This is a genomic window from Dyella sedimenti (genome assembly GCF_022760995.1).
Classification (GTDB): domain Bacteria; phylum Pseudomonadota; class Gammaproteobacteria; order Xanthomonadales; family Rhodanobacteraceae; genus Dyella; species Dyella sedimenti.
On sequence record NZ_JAKWJO010000008.1, the window covers coordinates 1 to 13932 of the forward strand.

A 13932-nucleotide genomic window follows, 5' to 3' on the forward strand; every position below is an offset into this window, starting at 1 on the left:
GGCTGTCGCTTGCCTGCTCGATCATCTGCTTACGGAATCTTCCGGAGTTTTGTTAGCGGCTCTTAGAGCCTGTTCAAAATCTTTTAAGCAAGAGAGGGTGAGGAAGGTCAAGTGGATGGACTGCAGGCTGGTGTTGAGCTTGCGCTCGGCGTTCTTCCACAAGCGCCGGTTCTTCTCCAGCCAAGCGAAGCTGCGCTCCACCACCCAGCGCTTGGGCATGGCCTTGAAGGTGTGCAGTTCGCTGCGCTTGGCGATCTGCACCGTGACATGCTTGCCCAAGACCTCTTTCACCCCCAAGGCGAAGGGTCGGCCCACATAGCCGCTGTCGGCCAGCACGCTTTGCACCCGACCCAGACCAGCCTTGCAACGCCCGAACGCCTGCAAGGCACCCCGGCGGTCGGTCACCTCTGCCGTGGTCACCGCGATGGCGTGCGGCAACCCTTGCGTGTCCACCGCGATGTGCCGCCTGATCCCGACACCTTCTTGCCCGCGTCATAGCCCTTCTGACCGGCCGTATCACTGTTCTTCACGCTCTGCGCGTCCACGATCAAGAACCTGCTGCAGCCGTTGCACCCCTGTTTCTCGCGGGCCGCGCCAACCTGATTTTTGAGCGCCCGCTCCGGCAGGCTCACCTCCTCTTTGTCCACCTCGCTCCAGATCTGGAAGTACGCGTGCACCGTGCGCCATTTCGGAAAGCTCTCGGGCAACATCCGCCTAGTTTCGGGCAGAGCAGGAAGATTTTGAACAGGCTCTGAGCAGTCACGCCGTCGCGCCGTAGGTCCTGAGCGCCTTGCCCAGGTCCTGGCGCAAGGAGGCGAAGCCATCCCAGGGATCGCCATGCAACTGCGCCAGCCGCCGCCGCGCGGCGAGCCAATGGAAATCCTGGCCGCCACGGCAGCGACCCAGCTCCTGCCAGCGCAGCGGCATCGCCACCGGCGCGCCGCGACGGGCGCGCAGGGAATAGGACGCCACGCTGGTGGCGCCGCGGCTGTTGCGCAGGTAATCGATGAAGATGCGGCCCTCGCGCTCCTCCATCGCCGCGCGAGAGGTGAATCCCCTGGGCTCGTCCCGCGCCAGCGCACGCGCGAATCCCTGGGTGAAGCGCTTGGCGTCGTCCCAGGCGCAGGCGTGGTGCAAGGGCGTCACCACGTGCAGGCCCTTGCCGCCGGTGGTGCGCACGAAACTCTTCAGGCCCACGCCGGCCAGGCGTCCCCGCACCAGCCGCGCCGCCTCGATCACGTCGCGCCATGCCACGCCGGGGCCGGGATCGAGATCGAACACCAGGTAGTCCGCCTCGTCCGGCGCATCGGCGCGCGCCGCCCAGGGATGGAATTCGAGCGTGCCGAACTGCACCAGCTCGATCACCGAGCCGGCATCGGCGGGACAAAGGTAATCGGCCCATCCGCCGCCTTCCTCGCGCAGGTGGACCGCCTCGGTATGGCGCAGCCCGGGCATGGGATGTTTCTGGAAGAAGCCTTGTCCGCCGATGCCTTCGGGAAAGCGCAGCACCGACGTGGGACGATGCGCGATGCCGGGCAGGAAACGCCGCATGGCCTCATGGTAATACGCCGCCACGGCCTGCTTGGTGATGCCGTCGTCCGGAAAGACGACGCGCTCGGGATGGGTGATGACGATGCCCTCGATATCGTTCGGCGCCATGGAACGGTCGGCTCCATCAATGGATGCGGCATGGTAGGCGCTGGGAAGCGCGGTACGCGTGAAATCGCTAGCTGGACAGCGAGGCGAGCAGGGCCCGCAGGCGCTCCTGCGTGGCCGGGCGCACGCCGCCGTTGACCTCGCACATGCGGCGCTCGATATCGCGTATCTGCAGCTCGCCTGCCGAATGCCTGCGCAACTGGTGGCGCAGCAGCTCGTTTTCCGTGGCGAGCAGGCGGAGCAGGTGCAGCAGTTCGTCCTGGAACGATGAACATCCTTCGCGTGGTTCGCGGGTCGAATCGCTCATGGGTGTTTTCCCATCGTGGGATTCCGACACTGCCGGCGCGGCGGTTAACGACGGGTGACGCATGCGGAAACCGCGCTACGTCCATTCATGTGCGGGCGCGCGCGGGTTAAAGAGAGATCAGTACGATCTGTATCAACGGTGAAACAGTTGCATGACACCGGAAATGTCGGCACCGTATCGCGTGACCAATGTCGCTGTATTCCTGCGCACTACACAGTGAGGGACTAGGTAGGTTCCTCGGTTGGATGAGCGCACTCTTGGTCGGTCCATTCCGGACACTCCTGCAGGTTCTTCGCCTGCTCGGTCAAGCGGTGGCGGGGCTCTCTCTTTTCACAGGGGTGGTACATGGTCACCTATTCGCTCAAGTCGTCCGCCGAAGGCCGGTGGAACGTATGCCGCTCCGGCTTTTCCCTGTTCAGCGACCTGCCGTTGACTGATGCCATCAAGCTGGCGCGCGAAGTGGCGCGCGACGAATACCTGCGTTCGGGTCGCACCGTGTACGTGGAGATGCCGGGTACCGGATCGACCATCCGCCTTGCCCAGTTCGCCAAGCCGGCATCGCAGGTGCAGGCGGCCTGAGTGCTCGTCGTCCCGGCGAAGGCTGGGACCCAGGACCTCAGTATCTGGAAGGGCGATCTGTTGACCGCTATCGCTTCGGGTGAAGATTGACGCTGCTGGATCCCGGCCCTTGCCCCTTTTGTGGGGTGCGCCGGGATGACGGGTCGGGTCGCGCACTGGGTGCGCTCCTACAGCAGCCTAGGGGCAAAGCGAGGGGCGCGCACCGTTGGCACGCGCCCCTCGTCAACCGCACCTTCGTGGCGTGATCAGGCCGCCTTGCGGGCTACGACGCCGATTGTGGCGTGGGCCGACTTCACCGACTCGGCCTTGTTGTCCTCACTGATCGCCACGCCCTCGGCGCGCACGAACTCGATGTCGGTCACGCCCAGGAAGCCGAACAGGGCGCGCAGGTAGGTTTCCTGGAAGTCCATCGGCGCGGCGGTGCTGCCCTCGGTGTAGATGCCGCCGCGCGAGGAGGCGACGATCACGCGCTTGCCGCCGGCCAGGCCCTCGGGGCCGTTGGCGGTGTAGCGGAAGCTCTTGCCGGCCACCGTGATGCGGTCGATCCAGGCCTTCAGCTGGCTGGGGATCGAGAAGTTGTACATCGGGGCGCCGACCACCACTACGTCGGCGGCCAGGAATTCCTCCAGCATCTGGTTGCCCAGCGCCGTGGCCGGGTCGGCGGCATCGGCCACCGGGGTCCAGTGCGGCAGCGGCTGGGCCACCAGATCGTGGTAGATCACCTCGGCGGCCGGCTCATGACGCTTGAGTTCCGCCACAATGGCCGTGGTCAGGCCGCGCGAGACGGAATGGCTGCCCAGCGCGCTGGCATCGATATGCAGGAGTTTCATGGTCCAAGTCCTCGGTCAGGGCCGGGAAGAAGCCCGGCGACAAGGACTAAAGATAATTAACGAACAATTGCTCGATAAGACGGGTAAAATCGAACGTATTGTTCCTTGAGGGAAACGACATGACGGTGTTGGATGGCGCCTTGCAGGATCTGAATGACCTCTATTTCTTCGCCGCCGTCGTGGAACATGGCGGATTCTCCTCGGCGGGTCGGGCGCTGGGCATCCCCAAGTCGCGCTTGAGCAAGCGCATCGCCCAGTTGGAGGAGCGGCTCGGGGTGCGCCTCCTGCAGCGCACCACCCGCCGCTTCGTGGTCACCGAGGTGGGCGAGCGCTTCTATGCCCATTGCCGGGCCGTGCTGGAAGAAGCGCGGGCGGCCCAGGAGGCGGTGGAGGAACTGCGCTCGGAACCGCGCGGCATGGTCCGCGTCAGTTGCCCGGTATCCCTGGTGCAGACCGTGGTGGGGCACATCCTTCCCGATTTCCTGCTCCAGCACCCGAAGATGCAGGTGCGCCTGCAGGCCACCGACCGGCGCGTGGACGTGATCGGCGAGGGTTTCGACGTGGCCATCCGCGTGCGCAGCAAGCTCGATACCGACGCGACCCTGGTGATGCGCACCTTCGGGCAATCGCGTGTACTGCTGGTAGCCAGCCCTGAATTGCTCAAGCGCCATGGCCACCCCAAGGAACCTTCGGACCTTTCCCGCCTGCCCGCGTTGAGCATGCAAGAGCACGAGGGCGCGCAGAGCTGGGAACTGCTGGATGCGCAGGGCGAACGCATCGTGGTGGACATCCAGCCACGACTGATCTGCGGCGACTTCGCGGCGCTGCTGCAGAGCTGCAAGCGCGGCATCGGGGTGACCCTGCTGCCCGAGTTCATCTGCGGCCCGGCGGTATCGCGCGGTGAGCTGGAGCTGGTGCTGCCAGACTGGAACGTGCCCCAGGGCACCATGCATTTCGTCTACCCCAGCCGGCGCGGCCTGCTGCCCGGCGTGCGCGCCTTCGTCGATTTCCTGGCCGAGAAGCTGCCCGACACCGTGCGCGAGAAGCACGCCCAGTGCGGCAAGTACGTCTGACCGGGGCGTGTCATCCCGGCCGTGCTAGCATCGACATTTAGCCATCCAAACCTTCGGACCATGCAGATCGAGACCAAGCTGCCCAAAGTGGGCACCACCATATTCAGCGTGATGAGCCAGCTGGCGCTGGAACACAAGGCCGTGAACCTGGGGCAGGGCTTTCCGGATTTCGAGCCCCCGCAGCCGCTGCGCGACGCGATCACCCGCGCCATGGCCGAGGGACGCAACCAGTACGCGCCCGGCATCGGCCTGCCGATCCTGCGCGAGCAGATCGCGCTCAAGACCGAGCGCATGTACGGCCACCGGCTGGACCCCGGCACCGAGGTGACGGTGACCTCCGGCGCCACCGAAGCGCTGTTCGCCGCCATCGCCGCCGTGGTGCGCGCGGGCGAGGAGGTGATCGTGTTCGATCCCGCCTACGACAGCTATGAGCCGGCCATCGAGCTGCAGGGCGCGCGCGCCGTGCACATCCCGCTGCAGGCGCCCACCTTCGCGGTGGACTGGCAGCGCGTGCGCGATGCGGTCACGCCCAGGACGCGCATGATCCTCATCAACAGCCCGCACAATCCCACCGGCGCTGTGCTGTCGGCGGCCGACCTGGACGAGCTGGCCTCCATCGTGCGCGATACCGGGATCGTGGTGCTGTCCGACGAGGTGTACGAGCACATCGTCTACGACGGCGCGCAGCACCAGAGCGTACTGCGCCACGCCGAACTGGCAGCGCGCAGCTTCGTGGTGTCCTCTTTCGGCAAGACCTATCACTGCACCGGCTGGAAGGTCGGCTACGCGGTGGCGCCGCAGGCGCTGTCGGCGGAGTTCCGCAAGGTGCACCAGTACCTCACCTTCTGCACCTTCCACCCGGCCCAGGTGGCGTTCGCCGAGTTCATGGCGAGCACGCCCGGGCACTACCTGGAACTGCCCGCGTTCTACCAGGCCAAGCGCGACCGCTTCCGCGGGCTGATCGAGCCCTCGCGCTTCAAGCTGCTGGACGTGCCTGGCGGCTATTTCCAACTGGTCGACTACTCGGCCATCAGCGACAAGGACGACGTGGCGTTCTGCGAGTGGCTGGTGAAGGAAGGCGGCGTTGCCGCGATCCCGCTCACCCCGTTCTACGACCAGTCGCCGGGCACGCACCTGTTGCGCCTGTGCTTCGCCAAGAGCGACGCCACGATGGAAGCCGCCGCGGAGCGCCTATGCAAGCTCTGAACGTGAGCCTGGTGCAGGGCGCCACGCGCTGGCACGATGCGCCGGCCAACCGCGACTACTACGGCGCCCTGGTGCGCCGCGTGGCGGGCAGCACCGACCTGGTGGTGCTGCCGGAGACCTTCCTGTCCGGCTTCAGCAATGACACCCGCGCCAGCGCCGAGACCATGGATGGCGAGGGTGTAGCGTGGATGCGCGCGCTGGCGCAGGAGGTGGACGCCGTGCTGTGCGGCAGCCTGGCCATCCGCGAAGGCGACACCGTCTACAACCGCCTGATCTGGGCGCGCCCGGATGGCAGCTACGCGCAGTACGACAAGCGCCATCTGTTCCGCATGGCCGGCGAGCACACCCGCTACGGTGGCGGCAACGAGCGGCTGATCGTGGAGTTGAAGGGCTGGCGCATCCTGCCGCAGGTCTGCTATGACCTGCGCTTTCCGGTATGGCTGCGCAACGGCCGCCGCGCGGAAGCCGCGGGCGGCATGGAGTACGACCTGGCGATCTTCGTGGCGAACTGGCCAGCGCCGCGCCGCCAGCCGTGGCGTACCCTGCTGCGTGCCCGCGCCATCGAGAACCTGAGCTACGTGGTTGGCCTCAACCGCGTCGGCGTGGACGGCAACGACCTGCCGTACGCGGGCGACAGCGCGGTGCTCGATCCGGTGGGCGAGCCGCTGGTGGAACTGGGACCGCAGGAACAGGTGGTGACGGTGACGCTGGACCCCGCGCCGCTGCTGGCCCATCGCGAGCGCTTCCCCGCCTGGATGGATGCGGACCGCTTCACGCTCGACGACTGACCTGGCCCGGACTACGGATGGACGCCCAGTGGTGTCCGCCGTTGGTGCGCCGCGGTGTTTTCAGAGGATGTCCAATACCGCTTCCGGCGGCCGGCCGATGGCGGCCTTGCCGCCGGCGACCACGATGGGGCGCTCGATCAGGCGTGGATGGCTGGCCATGGCCGCGACCAGCGTGGTGTCGTCCAGCGAGGGATCGTCCAGCCCGAGTTCGGCGTACTCGGGTTCACCCTTGCGCATCAGCTCGCGCGGCGTCATGCCGAGCATGTCCAGCAGCCGGGTCAGCTCCTCCGCGCTCGGCGGCGTGTCGAGGTAGTTGACCACCTCGCACGCGACGCCGCGCTGCTCCAGCAGCGCCAGGGTGGCGCGTGACTTGGAGCAGCGGCTGTTGTGGTAGATGCGTACCGGCATCAGCGGTGGCCGTTGCGGTTGCCGCCGCCACCGCCACCACGGCCACCCTGCGGGCGATTGCCGCCGCGGCCCTGCGGACGACCGCCCTGGCCGCCACCGCGCCCCGGCTTGCCGCGTCCGCCAGCGTTGCCGCCGCCGAAGCCGCCATAGGGATTGCCGCCACGGCTTTCGCCGCCGGCGCGGGCGCCGAAGGCCTTGCCGCCGCCGGCACCGCCACGGCGATTGCCGCCGCCGGCAGCGCTGCGGCCGCCATCACGGGCTTCGCCGGCGAACCAGGTGCGTACCGAGGGCAGTTCCTGGCCGGGCGCGATGCCGCGCTTGTTCTTGCGGGGCAGCGCATTGGACGGACGCTCGGGGCGCGCCACGTTGCCATTCACTTCCTTGCCCGGTTTGCGGCGCTTGGCGCCGCGCACGGGTTCCTCGCGGATGCGGTCATAGGCGCGCAGCTCGCGGGCCTCGTCCTGGTGCGCGCTACTCCACCCGCCGGTGGCGCCGCGCTCGGGGCGGTACTCGGTGACGTTGCGCGGCGCGCGGCGCTGGTGCAGCACCGGGCTCAGGGTCAGCACTGGCTGCGGCGCGCCCAGGCCGGTGGTCTTGCGCAGCTCCTTGACGGATTCCTCGTTCAGCGCCTCGCAGTCGCCACGGCGCAGGTTGCGCGGCAGCTCCACGGAACCGTAGCGGATGCGCTTGAGGCGGCTGACCAGGAAGCCCTGCGAATCCCACAGGCGGCGCACCTCGCGGTTGCGTCCCTCGCGGATCACCACGCGGAACCAGCTATGGCTGCCGCCGCGGCTGATCACCGCGATCTCGTCGAAGCGGGCGGGGCCGTCCTCCAGCTCCACGCCGGCCTTGAGCTTCTCGATCACCTCGTCGGGCACTTCGCCGTGCACACGGCACAGGTACTCGCGTTCCAGGCCGCTCTTGGGATGCATCAGCGCGTTGGCCAGCTCGCCGTCGGTGGTGAGCAGCAGCAGGCCGGTGGTGTTGATGTCCAGGCGGCCCACCGCGACCCAGCGCGCGCCCTTCAGGCGCGGCAACTGCTCGAACACGGTGGGACGGCCTTCAGGGTCCTCGCGGGTGGTCACCACGCCCTCGGGCTTGTGATAGACCAGCACCTCGGTCTCGTCGCGGTTGTCGGTGGCGACGACGAACTGCTTGCCGTCCAGCACCACGCGGTCGCCGGAGTGCACGCTGGCGCCGATGGTGGCCGGCGCGCCGTTGAGTTCGACCTCGCCGGCCTGGATGCGCTGTTCGAGCATGCGGCGCGAGCCCAGGCCCGCATTGGCCAGCACCTTGTGCAGGCGTTCTTCCAGGGTGGGGGCGCTTTCGTCGCGCTGGGGGCGTTTCAGGGTCAACAGGGATTTTTGGGGCGCAGTCATGCGCGGTACTCCTCGGTGTCTTGCGTGGCGTCGCCGTGGCCGGCGTCCGCGTGGGTCTCTGCCTCGTCGGCAGTGGCGTCTGGGATATCGGCGTGCGGGGCATCGCCGGGTTCATGGGGGGCGACTTCCGTCGCGGTGGTTTCGTCGGCCGCTTCCCCGACGATGGGCGCTTGGCCCTCGGCGGGTTCGTCGGCGGGTGTTTCGCCGGTGGCGGGTTCGGCGACGGCCTCGCTGGCCTCCTCGCCCGACACCACCAGGGTTTCGTCGGTTTCGTCGGGATCGATCGGCAGGTCGCGCACCACGCGGGCGGGCAGCGGTTCCGGCGCGATGCTCATCTGCGGGTCTTCCATGTCGCGGATTTCCGACAGCGGCGGCAGTTCGTCCAGCGACTTCAGGTTGAAGTAGTCCAGGAAGGCGCGGGTGGTGCCGAACAGGGCGGGCTTGCCGGGCACGTCGCGGTAGCCCACCACGCGGATCCATTCGCGCTCCTCCATCGTCTTGATGATGTTGGAGGACACCACCACGCCTCGGATCTGCTCGATCTCCGGGCGGGTGATCGGCTGGCGGTAGGCGATCAGCGCCAGCGTCTCCAGCAGGGCGCGCGAGTAGCGGCTGGGCTTTTCCGTCCACATCCGCGAGATCCACGGATGCACGTCCTGCCTGACCTGGTAGCGGAAGCCGGAGGCCACCTCGCGCAGTTCCACGCCCCGGCCCTCGCAGTCCCCGGCCAGCGCCTCGAGCGCCCGGGCAACGTCCTCGCGGCCGACCTCGTCCTCTTCGCCGAACAGTTCCAGCAGCTGAGGGATGGTCATCGGCTGGGTGGATGCCAGCAGCGCCGCCTCGATGATGGGTTTGAGTTGTTCGATCTGCATGGCCTCGGGTTGGATGAGGATGAAAGGGAAGGCGCCGCCTATTCGGCGGCGGCCGCATCGTCGCCGGCCGGCAAGTCCGTGGACTCCTCGGCGTGGGCCATCCTGGACCGCACGTAGATCGGCGCCAGCGGGGTTTCCTGCACGATCTCCACCAGCATTTCCTTGGCCAGTTCCAGCATGGCCAGGAAGGTCACCACCACGCCCAGCCGTCCTTCGCCGACGTCGAACAGCGTCTCGAAGCGATGGAAGCTGTCGCCATCGAGCCGGCTCAGCAACTCGCCCATGCGCTGGCGCACGCTGAGCGCCTCGCGCTTGATGGCGTGGTGCCCGAACAGCTCGGCGCGGTGCATCACGTCCTTGAGCGCCAGCAGCAGCTCCTTCAGGTCGAGCGGCGGGGGCAGCCTGACCACCGTGCGCTCGCCCGCGTCCGCGTGGGCCAACGCCACGTCGCGCTCCAGGCGGGGCAGGGCGTCGATGTCCTCGGCCGCCTTCTTGAAGCGCTCGTACTCCTGCAGCCGGCGCACTAGCTCGGCGCGGGGATCCTCCTCCACGCCTTCTTCAGCCGGCGGCCGCGGCAGCAGCAGCCGCGACTTGATCTCGCCAAGGATGGCCGCCATCAGCAGGTACTCGGCGGCCAGCTCCAGGCGCATCACGTCGCGCATCATCTCGATGTAGTCCATGTACTGCCGGGTGATCTCGGCGACAGGGATGTCCAGGATGTCCAGGTTCTGCCGGCGGATCAGGTACAGCAGCAGGTCGAGCGGCCCCTCGAACGATTCGAGGATGACCTCGAGCGCATCCGGCGGGATGTACAGGTCCTGCGGCATCTGCAACAGCGGCTCGCCGCGCACGATGGCCAGCGGCATTTCCTGCTGTTGAGGTACCGACGCAAACGCGTCCTGCGGCGTGGCGACCGCCTGAGGCTCGACTGGCTCAGTGCTCATCAATACATGTCGTTGGGCCGTCCATGACGGCTTGCGTTGCATTCAACACGTTAGGAAACGTTCCGTCCCGCCGGCATTCGTTCCGACGAATGTCCCCGCACGGACCGCGGCCATGGGCTGGCGGTCCGCTGAAGCTACCTGCGCGATACCCAGCCGGTGCGCCTTGCGTCACCGTCGCGGACGAGCATGACGAAAGCGCGCGAGCGGCGTTTCGGTCAGGCTGGCCGTGAGCGACCCTTGGGCGTCTCTGGCGGGGGCGAATCCACGGCAAAGGCGCAAGCCGCAACGTGACGAAACCCGCGTCACTGGCTGTTCAATCGGTCGGCTGATGCATCGGGACGGGTGCCGTAGCGGTCGATCCTGGCCGATCGTGCGCGCACCCTTATGACCCATGCAAGGCCAAGATTAGCCGTTGCACGCCGGCAAGTCCAGTACACGGCAGGGACCGCGTAGCGGCAGAATAGCCGCGCATGCCTTCCGATGAGCGCGCCATCATCCACGTCGACATGGACGCCTTCTACGCGTCCGTGGAGCAGCTCGACCATCCCGAGCTGCGCGGGCGGCCGGTGATCGTCGGCGGGCTGGGGCCGCGCGGCGTGGTATCCACCTGCAGCTACGAGGCGCGCCGGTTCGGCGTTCATTCGGCCATGCCGACCGCCCAGGCACGGCGTCTGTGCCCGGACGCGGTCTACCTGTGGCCGCGCATGGCGCGCTACGAGGAACTGTCGGCCCGGGTGTTCGAGGTGTTTCACGAGGTCACGCCCCTGGTGGAGGGGGTGTCGCTGGACGAGGCCTTCCTCGACGTCACCGCCAGCCAGCGCCTGCTGGGCCCGGTCGAGGCGATCGGCCGGCGCATCAAGCGGGAGATCCGCAAGCGCACGCGGCTGGTGGCCTCGGTGGGCATGGGGCCGAACAAGCTGCTGGCCAAGCTGGCCAGCGAGCTGTCCAAGCCGGACGGCTTCCATCGCATCGCCGCGGAATATGCCGCGGCCGAGCTGGCGCCGCTGCCGGTGGGACGCCTGTGGACGGTCGGCAAGGTCACCGAGCAGGCGCTGCACCGGCTGGGCATCCGCACCATCGGCGAATTGGCAGCATGTGACACGGCGCGTCTGGCCGGTGCGCTGGGGCGTCATGCCGTATTCATGCAGGCACTCGCGCGCGGCGAGGATGATCGCGACGTGCAGCCCGAGCAGGCCGAGCAATCCATCGGCGCCGAGCACACCTACGACACCGACCTGGAGGACCTGGCCCTGGCCGAATCCTGGCTGCTGCGGCACTGCGAGCGCATTGCCGCCCGTGCGCGTGGTCGCGGGCTGGCTGGCCGCACGGTGACGGTGAAGCTGCGCGAGCCGCCGTTCGTCACCCATACGCGGCAGGCCCCGCTGCGCGAGTCCAGCGCGTCGGCGAGCGATATCTATGACGTGGCACGAGGCTTGCTTAACGTCTGGTGGCAGACCCGGACGAACCCGCGCCTGCGCCTGCTCGGGGTCAGCCTGTCAGGTTTCGCGGAGCGGCGGCAGCCGGGCTTGTTCGACGGGTCGCCCGCGCGGCGCGCGTCGGACCAGGTGCAGGACCGCATCAATGCGCGGTTCGGCTCGGGGAGCCTGGTCCGTGCGGGTGTCTTGCGGACGCGTGGGCAGGATTGATAAGTGGCGTGGAAGCGCGCCATATGAACGATGGCGGTGCTTGCAGGACGAGGCAGGCGCCTGGCACGGGGAGACAGGGCAGGATGAGCAAAGCGGAAGACAATGCCAGGAACGGCTCCGAGCCGGAGCAGTTGCGGCCGGCCCGCATGCGGATCGAGACCACGGTGCTGATGAGCCGCGGCAACGAATCGCATCCCACCGAGCTGGTGGACATCTCCGCGACCGGCGTGCTGTTGCGCCGACCGCTGGGCTGGCAGGGCGAGCCGGGCCAGAGCTGGATCCTGGACATGATCTTCGGCCACGACCTGCACATCCACCTGGAGGCGCAGGTGGCGCGCATTTCCGAGCGTCACCTGGGTTTCGCCTACACCCGCATTCCCGAGGACAAGCAGGTGCCGCTGTGGAACCTGCTGGGTGGCTATGCCGACATCCTGGAGATGTGGCACGACTGAGGGCGTCGCGCTCTCCGAAGGAGAGTCTCAACCCGGTGCGGCGGCCTTCTTCTCGTCGCGCAGCTCGCGGCGCAGGATCTTGCCCACGTTGCTCTTGGGCAGCGCATCGCGGAACTCGATGATCCGGGGGCGCTTGTAGCCAGTGAGGTTGTCGTGGCAGAACTTCTTCAGTTCCTCCACGGTGAGGCTCGGGTCCTTGCGTACCACGAACAGCTTCACCACCTCGCCGGAATGCTCGTCGGACACGCCGACCGCGGCTACCTCGGCCACGCCGGGGTGCTGCATCACCACGTCCTCGACCTCGTTCGGGTACACGTTGAAGCCGGACACCAGGATCATGTCCTTCTTGCGGTCCACGATGTAGACGTAGCCGTTCTCGTCCATGCGCGCCACGTCGCCGGTATGCAGCCAGCCGTCGGGACCGAGCACCTTGGCCGTTTCGTCCGGCCGCTGCCAGTAGCCCTTCATCACCTGCGGGCCGCGCACCATCAGCTCGCCTACCTCGCCCAGCGGCAGCGGCTGGCTGTCCTCCGACCAGATCGCCACGTCGGTGGAGGGAATCGGCAGGCCGATGGAGCCGTTGTAGGCCGGCAGGTCCAGCGGGTTGATGCACGCAGCCGGCGAGGTTTCGGTGAGGCCATAGGCCTCGACCAGGGTGCAGCCGGTCACCTTCTTCCAGCGCTCGGCCACGGCGCGCTGCACCGCCATGCCGCCGCCCAGGGTGAGGTGCAGGCGCGAGAAATCGATCTCGGCGAAGCCTGGCGTGTTGAGCAGGCCGTTGAACAGCGTATTGACGCCGGTGAGCGCCGTGAATTTCGATCGCCTGAGCTCCTTGACGAAGCCGGGCATGTCGCGCGGGTTGGTAATCAGCCAGTTCAGGCCGCCCAGGCGCATGAACACCAGGCCGTTCGCGGTGAGCGAGAAGATGTGGTACAGCGGCAGCGCCGTGATGATCACTTCCTCGCCGGGCTTGGCGTTCGCGCCGATCCAGGCGCCGGCCTGCAGCATGTTGGCCACCATGTTGCCGTGCGTGAGCATGGCGCCCTTGGCCACGCCAGTGGTGCCGCCGGTGTACTGCAGGAAAGCGATGTCGTCGTGGCCGAGCGATACCTTGGGCAGCGGGTGCGCCGCGCCCTGCGCCAGCGCGTCGCGGAAGCGCACCGCGTGCGGCAGCCGGTAGGGCGGCACCATCTTCTTGACGTGCTTGATGACCAGGTTCATCACCGCGCCCTTGGCGCCCAGCAGGTCGCCGACGCCGGTGGTGACGATGTGCTTGACCTCGGTCTCGGCCACCACCTGCTGCAGCGTGGACGCGAAGTTGTCCAGCACCACGATGGCCTTGGCGCCGGCGTCTTCCAACTGGTGCTTGAGCTCGCGCGCGGTGTACATCGGGTTGGTGTTGACCACTACCAGGCCGGCGCGCAGCGCGCCGAACAGCGCGATGGGGTATTGCAGCACGTTGGGCATCATGATCGCGACGCGATCGCCCTTGCCGAGCTTGAGCACGCCGGTGAGGTAGCCGGCGAACCGGCGGCTCAGTTCATCGACTTGGCCATAAGTGAGCTGCTTGCCGAAGCTGGCGAACGCGGGACGCTGGCGAAAGCGCTCGAAGGCCTCTTCCACCACCGCGGCTACCGAGGCGTACTGGTTGACGTCGATCTGCGCGGGAACGCCTTGCGGGTAATGGGCCAGCCACGGACGCTCGTTGCTCATGTTGGATCCAAAGCTCCTGTATTGACCGGCCCGCTGGGTCGGACGGCCCCGGTAGGGCATGATGATGACGCGGCATTGG

Annotated in this window: 14 protein-coding genes and 1 pseudogene; 6 read left to right on the forward strand and 9 right to left on the reverse strand. The window is 67.6% G+C overall.

Annotated features, from left to right (window positions below; genetic code table 11):
* Positions 1 to 21: 21 nt before the first annotated feature.
* The 3 genes and pseudogenes from MJ605_RS15495 to MJ605_RS15505 form a co-directional block, all read right to left on the reverse strand.
* Positions 22 to 713: pseudogene (locus MJ605_RS15495) on the reverse strand (IS5 family transposase); the annotation flags it as partial.
* Positions 714 to 759: 46 nt separating this feature from the next.
* Positions 760 to 1659 (reverse strand): non-homologous end-joining DNA ligase, encoded by a 900-nt coding sequence (ligD, locus tag MJ605_RS15500; protein ID WP_243042451.1) that lies wholly within the window; start codon positions 1657 to 1659, stop codon positions 760 to 762.
* 67 nt (positions 1660 to 1726) lie between these two features.
* On the reverse strand, positions 1727 to 1963 hold the full coding sequence (locus tag MJ605_RS15505) for a hypothetical protein (protein ID WP_243042452.1): 237 nt from the start codon (positions 1961 to 1963) through the stop codon (positions 1727 to 1729).
* 345 nt (positions 1964 to 2308) lie between these two features.
* On the opposite strand from MJ605_RS15505, the gene MJ605_RS15510 reads away from it, so the two are divergent.
* Positions 2309 to 2542, forward strand: a complete 234-nt coding sequence (locus MJ605_RS15510) for a hypothetical protein (RefSeq protein ID WP_243042453.1) — start codon at positions 2309 to 2311, stop codon at positions 2540 to 2542.
* Positions 2543 to 2787: 245 nt separating this feature from the next.
* On the opposite strand, the gene MJ605_RS15515 is transcribed toward MJ605_RS15510, so the two are convergent.
* Positions 2788 to 3372: an FMN-dependent NADH-azoreductase gene (locus MJ605_RS15515; RefSeq protein WP_243042454.1), complete on the reverse strand. Its 585-nt coding sequence runs from the start codon at positions 3370 to 3372 to the stop codon at positions 2788 to 2790.
* A gap of 119 nt (positions 3373 to 3491) precedes the next feature.
* Here MJ605_RS15515 and MJ605_RS15520 point away from each other — a divergent pair, with 119 nt between their 5' ends.
* From MJ605_RS15520 to MJ605_RS15530, 3 genes are read left to right on the forward strand one after another with little or no spacing between them, the layout of a single operon-like run.
* The gene (locus tag MJ605_RS15520) at positions 3492 to 4445 is read left to right on the forward strand and encodes a LysR substrate-binding domain-containing protein (protein WP_243042455.1); all 954 of its coding nucleotides are present in this window, start codon (positions 3492 to 3494) and stop codon (positions 4443 to 4445) included.
* A 60-nt stretch (positions 4446 to 4505) separates the two neighbouring features.
* On the forward strand, positions 4506 to 5651 hold the full coding sequence (locus MJ605_RS15525) for a pyridoxal phosphate-dependent aminotransferase (RefSeq protein WP_243042456.1): 1146 nt from the start codon (positions 4506 to 4508) through the stop codon (positions 5649 to 5651).
* On the forward strand, positions 5639 to 6439 hold the full coding sequence (locus tag MJ605_RS15530; protein WP_243042457.1) for an amidohydrolase: 801 nt from the start codon (positions 5639 to 5641) through the stop codon (positions 6437 to 6439). The genes MJ605_RS15525 and MJ605_RS15530 overlap by 13 nt, the downstream gene beginning before the upstream one ends.
* 60 nt (positions 6440 to 6499) lie before the next feature.
* Here the strand turns inward: MJ605_RS15530 and arsC are convergent, their stop codons facing one another.
* From arsC to MJ605_RS15550, 4 genes are read right to left on the reverse strand one after another with little or no spacing between them, the layout of a single operon-like run.
* Positions 6500 to 6847, reverse strand: coding sequence for an arsenate reductase (glutaredoxin) (gene arsC, locus MJ605_RS15535; protein WP_243042458.1), 348 nt, complete (start codon positions 6845 to 6847; stop codon positions 6500 to 6502).
* Positions 6847 to 8226, reverse strand: a complete 1380-nt coding sequence (locus MJ605_RS15540) for a pseudouridine synthase (RefSeq protein WP_243042459.1) — start codon at positions 8224 to 8226, stop codon at positions 6847 to 6849. Before MJ605_RS15540 ends, arsC begins: the two co-directional genes overlap by 1 nt.
* Positions 8223 to 9098, reverse strand: a complete 876-nt coding sequence (scpB, locus tag MJ605_RS15545) for an SMC-Scp complex subunit ScpB (protein ID WP_243042460.1) — start codon at positions 9096 to 9098, stop codon at positions 8223 to 8225. Before scpB ends, MJ605_RS15540 begins: the two co-directional genes overlap by 4 nt.
* Positions 9099 to 9136: 38 nt before the next feature.
* A complete protein-coding gene (locus MJ605_RS15550; RefSeq protein ID WP_345779542.1) occupies positions 9137 to 10042 on the reverse strand; it encodes a segregation and condensation protein A in 906 nt (301 codons plus the stop codon).
* Between the two features lie 470 nt (positions 10043 to 10512).
* On the opposite strand from MJ605_RS15550, the gene MJ605_RS15555 reads away from it, so the two are divergent.
* Together MJ605_RS15555 and MJ605_RS15560 are read left to right on the forward strand one after the other, a co-directional pair.
* Positions 10513 to 11688, forward strand: coding sequence for a DNA polymerase IV (locus tag MJ605_RS15555; protein WP_243042461.1), 1176 nt, complete (start codon positions 10513 to 10515; stop codon positions 11686 to 11688).
* Positions 11689 to 11771: 83 nt separating this feature from the next.
* Positions 11772 to 12140 carry a PilZ domain-containing protein gene (locus MJ605_RS15560; protein WP_243042462.1) on the forward strand — a complete coding sequence of 123 codons (369 nt, stop codon included), beginning with the start codon at positions 11772 to 11774 and terminating at the stop codon, positions 12138 to 12140.
* 27 nt (positions 12141 to 12167) lie between these two features.
* Here the strand turns inward: MJ605_RS15560 and MJ605_RS15565 are convergent, their stop codons facing one another.
* Positions 12168 to 13853 (reverse strand): long-chain-fatty-acid--CoA ligase, encoded by a 1686-nt coding sequence (locus tag MJ605_RS15565; RefSeq protein ID WP_243042463.1) that lies wholly within the window; start codon positions 13851 to 13853, stop codon positions 12168 to 12170.
* Between the last annotated feature and the right edge of the window lie 79 nt (positions 13854 to 13932).